The sequence below is a fragment of the Rhizobium sp. SVR5-2C genome, assembly GCF_056755115.1.
The window spans coordinates 41,474-56,389 of sequence record NZ_JBNDHT010000010.1; the positions used below are offsets into that span (position 1 = coordinate 41,474).

The window sequence follows — 14,916 nt, forward strand, 5'->3', positions numbered from 1 at the left end:
AATGTCGACTGTGAACGACGCCCTAGCGCCCGAAGACGCCGACGAAAGGCGCTCAAAGCATCTCGTTCTGGTGTACCCTAGCGACCGCCTTCCTAAAGTTGACCTCGAAACGCTCAAAGTGGCCAGGAAGTCGATGCAGAGAATCGACGAGATTATTGTGGCACCGCGTGACGCGAACTTCTTTCGGGTGCCCAGAGGACACTTCTTCCGAATCACTTCGATCGAAGGTCCTCAGGTTGGCGACTTCAATCTTTGGAACGCCAACGATCTCTCCGAGAGATTTTTCAGCGGTAAGACACGAGCACTGCATGGGACCCATGTCGGCGTAGGCGATCAACTATGGACTAACCTCCCGTACATGAGGCCAATGGCGACCATCACGCACGACACGCTCGGTTGGTATGGCTATGATGATGATGGGGCAGGCGTTCACGATGTTATCGGCACACGATGCGATCCCTATACCAACCGCCTGTTGAACGGGAGCGACTATCATCATTGCTGTCATTCAAATTTGACGCGTGCTCTGGCCAAGGCCAAAAATCTTGAACTTGCAGATGCCGAGCCACACGTGCACGATGTGCTCAACGTGTTTATGTGCACTGGGTTCACAAAGGATACTCATCAGTACTTCATGAAGGCGAGCCCGGTTCGGCCTGAAGACTACGTTGAGCTATTCGCCGAGATTGATCTCCTCGGCGCGCTTTCGGCCTGTCCTGGTGGCGATTGCGGTTCCGAGCATTCGAGCGACCAGGCAGCGTGCTATCCGCTCAAAGTCGAAATTTTCCGCCCGGATCCAGAGACATTGGCCAACTATCGGTATCCGGAAATTAATCCGTATCCTCGAAGCCATGGGGTGGTACAAGCCGGATAGCCGGCGCGGTTTACTGCCGCGATGATTGTGGCTGTTTCCATGCGCCGTTCCCCGAAGTTACATCAGCACTTTTTGATAGGCACCTTTCTGGGCATTAAGGCAAAAAGCCCAAATAGCTCCGACGCTACGGCTTCTATCCAGAGTGTTGATATTGAGGCTGACAGGCATGCGACCCTAACGAATTAGATCGCGACCTCCCTAGGCGTCAGATGCACGCCAGCGAGTGTGCAACGAACCGACCCGCCCGCTTTCTCGATCGTCGGGATGTGCAGGGGTACAATCCTAAGGACGCTTTCTATCGTCGTGCGCTGAGCGGCGGTGAGCACTTTTGCCGCAGTCGTAGACAACGCCAGCACACGGCTTCGCGCGCCCTGCAGCTCCAGCGCGTTGGCCGCGAAACTCGCGATCTGAGCAGGCGTCAGCTCGATGACAGCCCGTCCGGACGTGGTCAGCCTCTGAACGATCTCCGCTCGCCGCGCCGAATCGGTGATCATTTCGCTCCCGATCAACGCCACGTCGGTGCCGACGCACATGAGAACGTTGGTATGGTAGACGGGGGTACCGTGTTCGTCCCTGGCATCGAAGACCATTGGCTCGAAATTGAAATGGGTCGCGAAACGCTCTAGCGCGATAGGATCGGTTCGATCCGAACGAACCGCGTATGCTACGCGGTCGACGTGGTCGAGTACCATTGCGCCGGTACCCTCAAGGTACAGCCCGTCGACCTCTAGACCGGAGTAGTCGATGATGTCCTGGACGCGATAGCGCCTTTTGAGGAATTCAATGACGTCGGAGCGCCGTTCGCGCCGCCGGTTTTCCGCCTTCATCGGGTAGATAGCCACATGGCCACCAGAATGCGTGGAGAACCAGTTGTTCGGAAACACCGAGTCCGGCGTGTCGTTGCCGCGGTCTTCGAAGAGGTGAACGGTGACGCCTTGCTCGCGCAACGTCTCGACCGCCGCCGTTATCTCGTCGTAGGCTTCGCGGGAGAAATCGTCGCCCGCACCGGACGGAGCCTGGAATACGTTGTCGATAGCGGTTTCGGTGTTGACGGTGAAGTTGTGCGGGCGAACCATGACGACTGCCGAAGGTGCCTGGACCGAGAAATTCTGTCTGCTCATTTCGCTCTCACTTCGCTCTGAGATACATGCCGAAGAGATCCCGCGGATCATCCGGGTCGGCGATCATGTCGAGGTTTTGGAAAAGTCCGGCCTCCAACATCTTTTCGCGGACGTAGCGTAGCGCCGAGAAATCTTCGACTGCAAAGCCCACGCTATCGAACAGCGTGATCTGCCTTGCGTCACGGCGTCCGGGGGCCTCGCCAGTCACTACCTTCCAAAATTCAGTGACGGGATAGTCCGCATCCATCTGCTGGATCTCGCCTTCCACCCGGGTCTGCGGCTCGTATTCCACGAATGTGTCGGCGCGCAGCAGGATGTCGGGGTGGAGCTCGGTCTTGCCCGGGCAGTCGCCGCCGATAGCGTTGATGTGGACACCTTCACCGATCATGTTGTCCGTGAGGATCGTCGCGTATTGCTTGTCGGCCGTGCAGGTGGTGATGATGTCGGCACTCTCCACAGCGGCCTGGGCTGAGGCGGAGACAATTACATTCAGTCCGGTGCCCGCGAGGTTGCGCCTGGTCTTCTCGGTCGCCGCGGGGTCTATGTCGTAGAGGCGCACGTTCGAGATCCCCACGACCCCTTTCATGGCCAGCGCCTGAAACTCAGCCTGGGCACCGTTGCCGATCAGGGCAAGCGTCGCAGCGCCCTGCGGAGCGAGATGGCGGACGGCCATGGCCGAAGCCGCTGCGGTCCTGAGCGCGGTCAACATCGTCATCTCCGTTATCAACACTGGATATCCGGTCGAAACGTCCGCCAGTAAGCCAAAGGCCGTCACTGTCTGTAGGCCGCCACGCGTGTTGTTGGGATGACCGTTGACGTATTTGAAGCCGTAGGTCGATCCGTCCGAAGTTGGCATTAGTTCGATGACACCGTCGGTCGAGTGCGAGGCGATGCGCGGTGTCTTGTCGAAGGACGGCCATCTGCGAAAGTCGGCTTCGATGGCGTCGGTTAGCTCGACCAGCATCGTTTCTAAGCCGACCTGGTGAATGAGTTTCAACATATTCTCGACGCTGATGAACGGAACATAAGCCTTAGGCGAAGGCGCGAGTGCGGGCATCCGGTTTCTCCTTGTTGTAAAGAAATCCTAGAGTGACGGAATGGCTATCGAAATGGGCAAAGCCAGCAATATCCGTCAGCTGTTTGGACATTTTGCAAGGTGACGCCGAACGTTTTGCAAACCGGCCCGATAGCTGACGGCCCGGTCTTTCCCACGTATCTAGATAGGGTATGCTTTCCCGAAAAAGATCGAGAGCGCTCCGTGACCAACCTCAAAAACCTGCCGTTACCCACTCTCAAGACTTTCGAGGCCGCCGCTCGTCATCAAAGCCTCGCGAAGGCGGCCGCCGAGCTCAACTTGACGGACAGCGCCGTCAGCCATCAGATACGTCGCCTTGAGCTTGCTCTGGGATGCGATCTCTTTGTCAAGTCCGGACGTGGCGTGGTACTCAGCGACGCAGGACGCATCTTTGCTCGGACCGTCTCGAACGCCATGCAGGACATCCTCGGCACGGCGCTTCTGCTCGCGGACGCCGACCAGATCCACGGACGGCTCGACATCGCCTGCCCGCCGATGTTCGCCAATACCTGGCTTGCCAAGCACCTGAACGACTTCTGCCAGGCTCATCCGACGATCGAATGCCATATTCGACTGGTGGAAAACCAGCGCGTGCACGAGCTCCCGGATATCGACGTCGGCATCTCGTTCGGATCGGGAGGCTGGGTCGACAAATGGTGGTCCCTGCTCGCCCACGTAAACGTGACTCCGGTTTGCAGTCCCATTCTCTTCGAAAGGACGGGTAGACAGATTCTGCAGCCGCGCGACTTCCGGCACGTGACCCTCCTGCACCAGGACGACGGCTTGGAGTGGCGGCGATGGTTCACAGAAGCGGGTGCCGCCGACGCCGACAAAGAAGCGACCCACCTATACTGCAGCGACCTCGGGATGGCTATCGATCTCGCGATCCACGGAACAGGGGCAGCCCTTGTCAGCGACACCCTGTCCGGGAGCGATTTCAAGAGGGGCATACTTGTGAAGCCTGTCCCCATATCGATCGACGCCTTCGGCGGCTGGCACGTTGTGTGCAACAACACGAGCATTCGCAGATCCGCTCCGCGTCTGTTCCTGAGATGGCTTCTTCTCGAGTTTGACCGCGGAGCGGCACTGGCCACTCTGCCTGCCATTTAGGCCATTCCCCTGATTTATGGTCATGATTTCGCGAAGGCTATTGAGTCAGGAAACGACGACTCATGATATCATATCATGGATGACGTGATGAATGGTCATTTGCGCAATCGTCCCGATCCCGCAAGTATGCCGCCAACAAGAAGCGGCATCGACCGCACGGGAACTCTGGAAACAATGCTTAAATTAGACGCGCACGAAATCCGTAAATCCTACGGCACCCACGAAGTTCTTCGCGGCGTGTCCCTCAAGGCGGATGCCGGGGACGTCATCAGCGTTATCGGAGCCAGCGGATCGGGCAAGAGCACGTTTCTCCGCTGCGTCAACTTCCTGGAGCGTCCGAATAGCGGTACCATCGCTATCGACGGCGAAGTGCTAGCGACCCGCAAGGACCGTCACGGAACAATTCAGCCGTCCAACAAGCAGCAACTGCGACGCGTCCGCAGCAAACTCGCGATGGTGTTCCAGAACTTCTGCCTGTGGTCGCATATGAACGTTCTTTCGAACGTCATCGAGGCACCGATGAGCGTACTCGGCCTCAACAGGAAGGAAGCCGAGGAACGCGCCAAGGCGAACCTGGCGAAGGTCGGCCTCGACAGCAAGGTCCTCGACAAATACCCCGCGCATCTCTCGGGTGGTCAACAGCAGCGCGTGGCCATCGCGCGGGCATTGAGTATGAACCCCGAAGTCATCCTTTTTGACGAACCCACCTCGGCGCTCGATCCCGAACTGGTCGCCGAAGTGCTCAGAGTCATGCAATCGCTGGCCGAGGAAGGGCGCACGATGGTCGTCGTCACCCACGAAATGGGTTTCGCTAAAAACGCATCGAGCCGGGTCGTCTTTCTCCATGAGGGAAAAGTCGAAGAAGAAGGGTCACCAGACGCCGTTTTCGGTCGGGCCGATAGTCCACGGCTGCGGCAATTCCTGGCAGGCCGCCTCAAGCACTAGTACGTCAATCGTGACATACAGCAACGACAGCAGAGGAACTACTAATGAGACTTCCGATTCAATCCGTTCTCGCAGCCGTACTTGTGGCTTCGGTCATCGCTCCGCCGACGTTCGCAGCCGAGAAGGTCAAGATTGCAACGGACGCTACCTTCCCGCCGTTCGAATCTGTCGACGCCCGCGGCAAGGTTGTTGGGTACGACGTCGAATTGATGGAAGCTGTCTGCAAGGCGGCGAAGCTCGACTGCGACATCTTCAATGCCGCGTGGGACGGCATGATCCCCGGCCTCATCGACGGCAAGTACGATGCCCTGATTTCGCAGCTCACCGTCACCGAGAAGCGCCGCAAGGTCATTGCGTTCAGCGACATCTACGAACACCCGGTGTTTCGCTTTGTCGCTAAAAAGGGCGCGAACCTCGAAATCACGCCGGACGGCCTCAAGGGCAAGACCATTGCCGTCCAGACCGGAACTCCGATGGACGCATACGTCACGTCGCACTTCCCGGACGCGACCATCAAGCGCTACGACAGCGGCAGCGCTCCCTACCTCGAGCTCGCCGCCGGCCGCGCCGACCTGCATATCAGCTACCAGGCGCAGATCATCCACAGCTTCCTCAAGAGCGAGGACGGCAAGGGCTTCGAACTTGTCGGCCCACAACTGACCGGTAAGGACGCCAAGGAATTCGGCGAAGGCGTCGCGATCGCAATCAACAAGAAGAACACCGATCTGCTTGCGAAGGTGAACGAGGGCCTTGCGGCCATCAAGGCGGATGGGACGCTCAAGGCGCTCGACGCGAAGTACTTCGGCGAGTGAGCCGATGACATCGGAGTACATCACGACGGTACTGACGGCAGGGTCGACGACTCTGCTCGTCGGTCTGGCATCTCTGATCCTGGCGACCGTGATCGGTCTCGCCGGAGCATATGCCAAGACATCCGAGCACCGGCCGGCAAGGTTGATCGCGGGCGGATACACATTCCTGGTACGCGGAATTCCCGACCTCGTCGTGATGTTGCTCATTTTCTACAGCCTGCCCGCCCTCCTGAACGAAGTCTGCGACGCATTCGCATGGGATTACCGGGTCGAGTTTTCGGCAGTCACCGCCGGCATCACCAGTCTTGCCCTCATCTTCGGCGCATACATGACGGAAACCTTCAAGACGGCATTGCAGAACATCCCGCACGGGCAGATCGAGGCCGCCCACGCCTGTGGCTTGTCCGGGTGGCGGACGTTCCACCGGATCGTGCTTCCCCAGCTCATCCGCCTCGCCTTGCCGGGCTTCGCCAACAACTGGCTCGTCCTCGCAAAGGGCACCGCGCTGGTCTCCCTGATAGGTCTTCAGGACGTTATGTTCCGTGCGAAAGGAGCAGCCGAAGCCACTGGAAAACCATTCACTTTCTATCTTGTCGCGGCGGGATTCTACCTCCTCCTCACCTTGGTGTCGATGGCAGTCCTCGGATTGGTCGCGAAACGGTTCAGCGTCGGAGAAAAGGTATTGCAGCGATGAACTGGGACGTCATCCGTGACAACTTTCCGCTCTACCTCGAAGGCGCGAAGCTGACGCTTCTTCTGACATTCGCGGCGCACGGCATTTCGTTTGCGCTCGCGCTGCCTCTCGCCTTTGCTCGCAACAACGACAACACATTGGTGCGGCTTGCCGTTCTCGCGTACTCATGTGTGTTTCGTGGCACGCCGCTGCTTGTGCAGTTGTTCCTTATCTATTTCGGCCTCGCGCAGTTCGAACTCCTGCGGACGAGCGTGGTCTGGCCGTGGCTGTCAAGTCCAATGGTCTGCGTCCTTGCCGCCTTCGTCCTCAACAGCACTGCCTATACGACCGAGATTTTCGCGGGCGGCCTCCGGCATATTCCCGTCGGAGAAATCGAAGCCGCGCGTGCATACGGCATGTCCCCCTGGGTGCAGGCCCGGCGTATCCTTATTCCCGCGATGCTTTCAAGGTCCCTGCCGCTTTATGGCAACGAGGTGATCATGATGCTGCACGCGACTTCGCTCGCCAGCACGGTGACTCTCCTTGAGGTGACGGGCGTGGCGCGCACGATCACCCTGAACGACTACATCCAGCTCGAGCCATACCTGACGGCCGCGGCCATTTATCTCGCCTTCACTTTCGTACTCGTTTCTGCGTTCCAACTCGCCCAGCATCGGTGGGCCGGCTACCTCGAACATGGACGCAACCGCTGACCACCCGAACCACGGAGAACTACAATGAAAGAAAAGCCGGACCTCGGCGCGCTCTTCGGCGCAACGTCGGAAACATCCACGTTCCTCGGGCTGGAAAGTTGCACGGATCTTGGGACCCTGAGCGCCCCCGTCGCAATCCTGGGCGTTCCGTGCGCTACTCCCTATGCTTCCGTCGGAGCCTACTGCAAGAAAGGCCCGGACGCGCTTCGCCACGCCACTTCCTCGTTGACGGCCAACATCGACCGCCACGACTTCGACCACGGCGGCCGCGTCTTCATAGAAGGTTTAGGGCGGCCCGTCGACTGCGGCGACCTCGAATTCGACGAGCGTGACGGCGCCGCCAACCGCGCAAGGATTTCCGAGGCGGTGTCCACTATCGTCGGCCGTGGCGCGACGCCCGTGCTTCTGGGCGGCGACGACTCCATTCCGATCCCGATGATCGAAGCGCTAGGCACGTCGATGCCGGGAAAGAAGTTTACAATCCTCCAGATCGACGCCCACATCGACTGGCGCGACGTCCATATGGGTGAAAGCCAAGGCCTCTCCTCGACGATGCGCCGGGCGTCAGAAATGGAGCATGTCGAGCGCATCATCCAGGTAGGAGCCCGCGGCATCGGTTCGGCCGCAACGTCGGATTACGAGGACGCCGTCTCGTGGGGGGTGGAATTCGTGACGGCATATGAGCTCCACAAGAACGGCGTCTCCACCGTCCTCGAAAAGATTCCGGAGGGCAGCGAGATCATCGTCTGCATCGACGCTGATGCTCTCGATCCCGCCCTTGTTCCGAGCGTCATCGGCAGAGCGCCGGGCGGCCTGAGCTACTATGAGGCTGTCGACTTAATCAAAGGCGCTGCCAGCCGCGGCCGCATCGCAGCGATGGACTTCGTCGAGTTCATGCCGGAGCGGGACGTCGATGGGATTGGCGCGCTTACATTCGCCCGTCTCGTCACGAGCGCCCTGGGTGTTCTCGTCCGCCAGAAGTGATTGACCCGATTGCGTGTACGACATCTTCTGACCTCGCCACTGTGGGAATGCTCCCTTAAGGTAGGATTCTAAGCTTCGCAGAATACTCGTTGGCAATCCCAAGCCAGACCTCGCAACCCGCACGTTCCGTAGGTACTCCCTTATGATTTCGAAGAACCTGTATCAAACCGAACTGAGCAGCAGGCTGGTTTCACTATTTGAAACGCCCTCGATCATGCGAACCTCTCGTAAAACTCGATCAAAGTCGGCAAGGCTTGCAACCCTGATGTTGGCGACGAGATCCCAGTTTCCATTCGTCGTGTGCAAGGAGCAGATTTCCGGTAGACCGCGAAGCTTCCGGATTACCTGCGTGGTCGATTTGCCCACGACCTCCACCATCATGATGGCGTGAACGGTGCCGCTCTCGTAGTCTTCGCGAACGCGCACCGTAAAACCCAAAAGTGTTCCTGATGCGATGAGACGATCAAGCCTGTTCTGAACTGTTCCTCTCGCGACGCCGAGCGCCTCCGAAAGCTTGGAAAGCGAGGCACGTCCGTCCGTCCGCAGATGCGCGATGAGGCGCTTGTCGAGATCGTCTGGAATGTATTTGGCGGTTTCCTGCATTTTGGTCCCCAACATACATGGGCTCCCAGGGGCGTCAGATCTTGAAGCATTGACGATCTGGTATCACGATGGTGACCCGGAATCATTAGGCCAGAACGACTAATCACCCAATGTTTTTCTTCGACCTAGACTATGCAGTCGCCTTTCGCGGCAGCAGCGACGACCTGTTTGATGTCCACAACCATTGCTGCTCGGCCAGGTCGATGGTCGCACCATGTGATCGCCAAAGGAGCCGCGTCGCATTGAATTCGCTGGCCGCCAACTTGAAGCCTTTACTGATCCGCGTGGCGCGGGATTCGATGCTCCGGCGAATAGCCCAGCGGAGGCACTAGCGTGCTCACCGATGCCCTCACCAATTGTCGTTACGGCAGCCTAGCGCATCAATCCGCAGCGGGAAAATCTAGGCCGCAAACTCATAAACGGGGTTTTGTAAGCGAGCGGATGATGATTCAATGAGGCCTGATTTGGAGGCCTCGCGTGACCCGGCGTCGTTTCGACCTGACAGATTTCGAATGGGCGATTATTCAGCTCTTATTGCCGAACAAGAGTCGCGGCGTACCTCGGGTCGATGACCGGCGGGTGATCAACGGCATTTTGTGGCGGTTCCGCACAGGCTCGCCTTGGGCGGACGTACCGGAGCGATATGGGCCTTACACCACGTGCTACAACCGCTTCGTGCGATGGAGAAAAGCGGGTGTTTGGGATCATGTCTTGCGCGAGATCGCAAAAGCCTTCGACGGCGACATTGTCATGATCGACAGTTCCTGTGTCCGCGTTCATCAGCACGCGGCCACGGGAAAAAGGGGGATCGAGACAATGGCTGCATGGGACGTTCCCGCGGCGGCCTGACGACGAAAATCCACGCGGTCGTCGACGCCGACGGCAGACCGATCAGCCTTGATCTGACAGCGGGGCAAGCCCACGATATCAGGATGGCAGAACCGATGCTGCAGGACATGCGCGAAGGCGCGATCCTCCTTGCTGACCGCGCCTACGACACCAATGCCTTGCGAGACTTGGCCAAAGAAAAACGGGCTTGGGCCAACATTCCGGCAAAACGGAACCGCAAGGCCAGCTTTCCTTTCAGCGCATGGGTCTATCGCCAACGCAATCTGATCGAACGCTTCTTCAACAAACTCAAACAGTTCCGCGGCATCGCAACCAGATACGACAAAGACCCGCGCAACTTTCTCGCCGCCATCAAGCTGGCTGCAACGCGCATCTGGATCAGGTCGTTATGAGTCTATGCCCTAGGATGTGGACCCAAACAAAAGACTGATTCTGCTCGCATTTTTGTTTCTCGATTGAGTCGAGGAGGATCAAAGCTATGACGAAGTCATTGTTCTGGCTTTCAGACGAGGCGTGGAAAGCACTTGAACCGTATCTGCCCAAGAACCAGCCCGGTGCGCCTCGGGTTGATGATCGACGGGTTATCTCCGGCATATTGCATGTGCTCAAGGTGGGTTGCCGCTGGCGCGATGTGCCCGAAGTCTACGGGCCTGCCAAGACGATCTACAACCGCTATCACCGCTGGTCTCAGCGCCATGTCTGGCAACGCATCTTTGAGAAGATGGCAGCGGCTGGCCCGGTGCCGCAAGAGTTGTCCATCGATAGCACGCACATCAAGGCGCACCGTTCGGCACAGGGCTCAAAAGGGGGGCGTGGGCGCAAGCGATTGGCACGTCGCGTGGCGGAAGAACGAGCAATTGCGGCAGACCGGTCGCCTTCGCCCTGACGCCGGGAAACATCGCCGACATCAAGATGGCTATTCCTCTGCTGGAGGCAATCCGGCCGACAAAGCGTCTTCTGGCAGACAAAGCTTACGATGCCGACAGCCTGCGGGATTGGCTCCGTCATGCCCGGATCACCGCAGTCATCCCGTCATCGGCAGCACGGAAGACACCCTATCCACTGGACCGAAAAACATACCGCCGCAGGAACGTCATCGAGCGCCTCTTCTGTAGGCTCAAGAACTGGCGGCGCATAGCAACCCGATACGACCGCCTCGCCAGCAACTATCTTGCAGCTCTGGCTCTCGTTTCAGCAGTCATCGCTTGGAGTTGAATGAGTCCTCATCCTAGGATGTGGACCCAAACAAAAGACTGATTCTGCTCGCATTTTTGTTTCTCGATTGAGTCGAGGAGGATCAAAGCTATGACGAAGTCATTGTTCTGGCTTTCAGACGAGGCGTGGAAAGCACTTGAACCGTATCTGCCCAAGAACCAGCCCGGTGCGCCTCGGGTTGATGATCGACGGGTTATCTCCGGCATATTGCATGTGCTCAAGGTGGGTTGCCGCTGGCGCGATGTGCCCGAAGTCTACGGGCCTGCCAAGACGATCTACAACCGCTATCACCGCTGGTCTCAGCGCCATGTCTGGCAACGCATCTTTGAGAAGATGGCAGCGGCTGGCCCGGTGCCGCAAGAGTTGTCCATCGATAGCACGCACATCAAGGCGCACCGTTCGGCACAGGGCTCAAAAGGGGGGCGTGGGCGCAAGCGATTGGCACGTCGCGTGGCGGAAGAACGAGCAAAATCCATTGTTTGGCCGATGATTGCGGCAGACCGGTCGCCTTCGCCCTGACGCCGGGAAACATCGCCGACATCAAGATGGCTATTCCTCTGCTGGAGGCAATCCGGCCGACAAAGCGTCTTCTGGCAGACAAAGCTTACGATGCCGACAGCCTGCGGGATTGGCTCCGTCATGCCCGGATCACCGCAGTCATCCCGTCATCGGCAGCACGGAAGACACCCTATCCACTGGACCGAAAAACATACCGCCGCAGGAACGTCATCGAGCGCCTCTTCTGTAGGCTCAAGAACTGGCGGCGCATAGCAACCCGATACGACCGCCTCGCCAGCAACTATCTTGCAGCTCTGGCTCTCGTTTCAGCAGTCATCGCTTGGAGTTGAATGAGTCCTCATCCTAGTGTCGTATCGTTGATGCGGTTGAACAGATTGGTGAAAACAATGCTCGCGATCGACATCGTGACGTCGACAATCTGCGCATCCGTGACACCCGCCTGCTGAACTGCCGTGACCACATCGGCTGGAACCGTTCCGGTTGTTGTGAGCAGATGGTGCGTAAATTTCGCTATTGCATCATTGCGCGCATCACCCGACGGCTGCGCCTGCCGCAGCGCCAGAATGGCTTCTCGGCTCATGCCGAGTTTTTTCCCACCACAGTGTGGGCGGCCACCAATAGTTTTGCGGCCGCCTGTACCATCTTCGCTGCGAAGGCCACAGTCGTCTCGCCGCCTGAAAGAACAACGGCGGGTCGTTCGAACGGTCTGTTACGGAGCACGACCTCGCAGGCGATGGCCGCATGCACCAAAGCGACATCACGCGCTTCACCTCGACGGCGTCCGAAAGAACGTGGGGATGAACACCATCGAGGCGGCAGCGGATGTTGCGGGCTCAAGGGAACGGACGAAGAAGCGACGATCCATTGCATGTCGCGCGCAAACAAAAGGTCGTCCGGCATGGGCGTACCAGCCGCTGTAGAATTCAGATGGTTGGTCGCCGCTGAAAGAAGGATGAGGCGATAGTGATCGAGCTTTGGTCGCGGCCGCCGGGCGACTGCCTTTGAGGGAGGAGAGGTGCTCGCGGAAATTCATCGCGGCGATCGGCGCAACCGGAGGCAAGAGGGCTTTCGTTGACCGCAGTCTCGTCTTCCGCCCGCGCTTGCCCTCGGCAAATTCCTTCATGCCTGCGCAGCCGGCCACCGAATCTTTCGATCTCTAGACGTTTGGAGTGCCAATTGATCCGTGCGGCCATGCTGTTGAGCAGGCGGGGCATTCATGGTTCGGTGTTCGAGGAGTAGGTTCACGACATCAACTGGAGTGAACGAAATGTCATCACCTGCAATCGTCAAAATAGACCAGAGCAATTTCCAAGCAGAGGTTTTCGAGGCGACGATCCCCGTCGTTGTTGATTTTGGGCCTCATGGTGCGGTCCGCGCAAGATGATCGCCCCGAGCCTCGAGGAAATAGCTAATGAACTCAATGGAGTGGTGAAGGTCGCCAAAATCAACGTCGACGACAACCGGGAGCTGGCCGCACGGGTGCGTTCGATCCCGACGCTGGCTGTCTTCAAGAGCGGTCAGGTTGCTAGCCTGAAAGTGGGAGCCGCTCCAAAGGCGGCACTGTCCGAATGGATTTCAACCGCTGCATAATCACCTGACGAGACTGATAATCACCCTTGTATTCTGGAGCAACGAGCTTTGGGTCAATTTTTGCCTCGGCAGTCAAGACCCTTGCTCTGCTCCAGAAGGGGCTGAGATCTGGCAGAGATAAAGCGGCGCTGATTGCTCTCGCACGAAGAGCCTTCACCCGCTGGCCGATTCCCGCCGAACAAAAAGACCTACAGCAGATCAAGGCGCGTTGGTGTCGAGCGGCCTGGGGCCATGATGTCTGGCAACGTCTGAAGCCATTCCCAGTGCAGAGGCAGCCACTAACTTGTGCGGTCTTCCCCTGATGCCGGTGATTTGACCGAAGGATGTTTGCCGGCTGGTACGTTGCAGCGGGATTCCGTTTGACGAAACACGCGGGACGGAGCCGTCATGGCCTCGGCGCTGAGCAAGTCCTCGAGGTATCGTTCGGATAGTAGACCTTCCTCGAGTACGATATCGGCAACCCGCCGGTGTTCACTCAGCGCGCGTTTCGCGATTCGCGAGGACGTCTCGTAGCCGAGCGCCGGTCCAAGCGCGGTCACCACGGCGACACTACTGTCCAGAAGGGCACGGCAACGTTCGCGATCTGCCTCAATTCCAAGGACGCACCGGCTGGTAAATGTAGACACCGCGTGAGTGAGCTGGCTTATTGCGGAAAGCACTGCATAACCTATCGTGGGCTCAAACGCGTTCAGCTGAAGCTGGCCGGCCTCTGCGCAGAGCGTAACGGTCAAGTCGTAACCGATGACCAGATAGGCAACCTGGTTTACGACCTCAGGGATGACCGGGTTGACCTTTCCCGGCATGATTGAAGAGCCCGCTTGCATGGCCGGTAATCTGATTTCTCCGATACCTCCGCGGGGTCCACTGGCGAGGAGGCGCAGGTCGTTCGCGATCTTTGAGAGCTTGACTGCAACACGCTTGAGCACGCCCGAATACAAAACAAAAGCGCCCATATCGGACGTCGCCTCGATGAGATTTGCCGCAGGAAGCAATGGTTGCCCGCTTGCTCGGGCAAGCTCTTCGATCGCAAGCGCGGCATACCGGGAATCGCAATTGATCCCTGTCCCGATCGCAGTTGCACCGAGGTTCACTTCCCGGAAGAGCGATGCCGCCTCGCGAAGACGGGCGACATCCTCTTTTATTGTCGCAAAGTATGCGTCGAACTCCTGACCCAGCGTCATTGGGACGGCGTCCTGCAACTGCGTTCGGCCAAGCTTCAGCACATCGCCGAATTCAACTGCCTTGGCCTTGAACGCATAGGAAAGCTCATCGAGTGCCCGGATCAAGGGATCGGTCGAGAGGATGATCGCCAGGCGTAGGGCGGTCGGATAGACATCGTTGGTCGACTGTGACCTATTCACGTCGTCGTTCGGATGGATCGATGTATATTTTCCCTTCGGATGTCCCAAAATCTCAAGAGCGAGATTGGCGATCACCTCGTTCGCGTTCATGTTGGTCGATGTACCGGCTCCACCCTGAACGGCATCGACCACAAACTGATCGTGGCATCTGTCACCGCGGATAATCAACTCGCAGGCTTGATCGATGCCAAGCGCCTTTCGGGGATCCAGCAGACCAAGCCTTAGATTTGCTCTCGCCGCAGCCTGCTTGACATAAGCAAGGCTTCGCACCAATTCGGGAAAATGCCCGACCGGAATGCCCGTGATCGGAAAATTTTCAACGGCGCGGAGCGTGTGGATTCCCCAATATGCGTTTGCGGGAATTTCCGCACTGCCAAGCAGGTCGGACTCGATACGGGTCGTCGGTGCTGCGACCGCGGACGAAGGGGTTGAATCAACTTTCGACTGTTTGGCGGTCATGAAAGCCCTATTT

15 protein-coding genes and 2 pseudogenes are annotated in these 14,916 nt (G+C 58.3%); 11 read left to right on the forward strand and 6 right to left on the reverse strand.

Annotated features, from left to right (window positions below; translation table 11 throughout):
• The first annotated feature begins 1 nt into the window (after position 1).
• Entirely contained in the window at positions 2–874 is an 873-nt protein-coding gene (locus tag ACPYOI_RS04890; protein ID WP_481422601.1) for an urea carboxylase-associated family protein, read from the forward strand.
• Positions 875–1,056: 182 nt separating this feature from the next.
• Here the strand turns inward: ACPYOI_RS04890 and ctlX are convergent, their stop codons facing one another.
• Together ctlX and ACPYOI_RS04900 are read right to left on the reverse strand one after the other, a co-directional pair.
• Positions 1,057–1,995, reverse strand: a complete 939-nt coding sequence (gene ctlX / locus ACPYOI_RS04895; protein WP_481422602.1) for a citrulline utilization hydrolase CtlX — start codon at positions 1,993–1,995, stop codon at positions 1,057–1,059.
• A 7-nt stretch (positions 1,996–2,002) separates the two neighbouring features.
• On the reverse strand, positions 2,003–3,052 hold the full coding sequence (locus tag ACPYOI_RS04900; RefSeq protein WP_481422603.1) for an ornithine cyclodeaminase: 1,050 nt from the start codon (positions 3,050–3,052) through the stop codon (positions 2,003–2,005).
• 201 nt (positions 3,053–3,253) lie between these two features.
• On the opposite strand from ACPYOI_RS04900, the gene ACPYOI_RS04905 reads away from it, so the two are divergent.
• From ACPYOI_RS04905 to ACPYOI_RS04930, 6 genes are all read left to right on the forward strand, one after another.
• Positions 3,254–4,180, forward strand: a complete 927-nt coding sequence (locus ACPYOI_RS04905; RefSeq protein WP_481422604.1) for a LysR substrate-binding domain-containing protein — start codon at positions 3,254–3,256, stop codon at positions 4,178–4,180.
• A gap of 174 nt (positions 4,181–4,354) precedes the next feature.
• Entirely contained in the window at positions 4,355–5,125 is a 771-nt protein-coding gene (locus ACPYOI_RS04910) for an ABC transporter ATP-binding protein (RefSeq protein WP_481422638.1), read from the forward strand.
• Between the two features lie 44 nt (positions 5,126–5,169).
• Positions 5,170–5,937 carry a transporter substrate-binding domain-containing protein gene (locus ACPYOI_RS04915; RefSeq protein WP_481422605.1) on the forward strand — a complete coding sequence of 256 codons (768 nt, stop codon included), beginning with the start codon at positions 5,170–5,172 and terminating at the stop codon, positions 5,935–5,937.
• A gap of 4 nt (positions 5,938–5,941) precedes the next feature.
• Positions 5,942–6,631, forward strand: coding sequence for an ABC transporter permease (locus ACPYOI_RS04920; RefSeq protein WP_481422606.1), 690 nt, complete (start codon positions 5,942–5,944; stop codon positions 6,629–6,631).
• Positions 6,628–7,323, forward strand: a complete 696-nt coding sequence (locus ACPYOI_RS04925) for an ABC transporter permease (RefSeq protein WP_481422607.1) — start codon at positions 6,628–6,630, stop codon at positions 7,321–7,323. Before ACPYOI_RS04920 ends, ACPYOI_RS04925 begins: the two co-directional genes overlap by 4 nt.
• A 24-nt stretch (positions 7,324–7,347) precedes the next feature.
• Positions 7,348–8,307 carry an arginase family protein gene (locus tag ACPYOI_RS04930; protein WP_481422608.1) on the forward strand — a complete coding sequence of 320 codons (960 nt, stop codon included), beginning with the start codon at positions 7,348–7,350 and terminating at the stop codon, positions 8,305–8,307.
• A 162-nt stretch (positions 8,308–8,469) separates the two neighbouring features.
• Here ACPYOI_RS04930 and ACPYOI_RS04935 read toward each other — a convergent pair whose 3' ends face one another.
• The gene (locus ACPYOI_RS04935; protein WP_481422609.1) at positions 8,470–8,925 is read right to left on the reverse strand and encodes an Lrp/AsnC family transcriptional regulator; all 456 of its coding nucleotides are present in this window, start codon (positions 8,923–8,925) and stop codon (positions 8,470–8,472) included.
• A gap of 462 nt (positions 8,926–9,387) precedes the next feature.
• Between ACPYOI_RS04935 and ACPYOI_RS04940 the strand changes: the two are divergent.
• The 3 genes and pseudogenes from ACPYOI_RS04940 (at position 9,388) to ACPYOI_RS04950 (ending at position 11,822) form a co-directional block, all read left to right on the forward strand.
• A pseudogene (locus tag ACPYOI_RS04940) lies at positions 9,388–10,151 on the forward strand (IS5 family transposase).
• Positions 10,152–10,237: 86 nt separating this feature from the next.
• Positions 10,238–10,974 (forward strand): IS5 family transposase gene (locus ACPYOI_RS04945; RefSeq protein ID WP_481422610.1). Its coding sequence is split into 2 segments (ribosomal slippage): positions 10,238–10,574 and positions 10,574–10,974, totalling 738 coding nucleotides; the frame shifts between segments, so codons are not numbered across the junction.
• A gap of 90 nt (positions 10,975–11,064) precedes the next feature.
• Positions 11,065–11,822, forward strand: a protein-coding gene (locus tag ACPYOI_RS04950; protein WP_481422611.1) for an IS5 family transposase whose coding sequence is annotated in 2 segments (ribosomal slippage) — positions 11,065–11,401 and positions 11,401–11,822 — 759 coding nt in all. Because the reading frame shifts where the segments join, the coding sequence is not laid out codon by codon here.
• Positions 11,823–11,830: 8 nt separating this feature from the next.
• On the opposite strand, the gene ACPYOI_RS04955 is transcribed toward ACPYOI_RS04950, so the two are convergent.
• A complete protein-coding gene (locus ACPYOI_RS04955; protein ID WP_481422612.1) occupies positions 11,831–12,073 on the reverse strand; it encodes a carboxymuconolactone decarboxylase family protein in 243 nt (80 codons plus the stop codon).
• A gap of 186 nt (positions 12,074–12,259) precedes the next feature.
• Positions 12,260–12,616, reverse strand: coding sequence for a hypothetical protein (locus tag ACPYOI_RS04960; RefSeq protein WP_481422613.1), 357 nt, complete (start codon positions 12,614–12,616; stop codon positions 12,260–12,262).
• Between the two features lie 144 nt (positions 12,617–12,760).
• Between ACPYOI_RS04960 and trxA the strand changes: the two are divergent.
• Positions 12,761–13,083, forward strand: a pseudogene (gene trxA, locus ACPYOI_RS04965) (thioredoxin).
• A 278-nt stretch (positions 13,084–13,361) separates the two neighbouring features.
• On the opposite strand, the gene ACPYOI_RS04970 reads toward trxA, so the two are convergent.
• Positions 13,362–14,903: an aspartate ammonia-lyase gene (locus tag ACPYOI_RS04970; RefSeq protein ID WP_481422614.1), complete on the reverse strand. Its 1,542-nt coding sequence runs from the start codon at positions 14,901–14,903 to the stop codon at positions 13,362–13,364.
• Between the last annotated feature and the right edge of the window lie 13 nt (positions 14,904–14,916).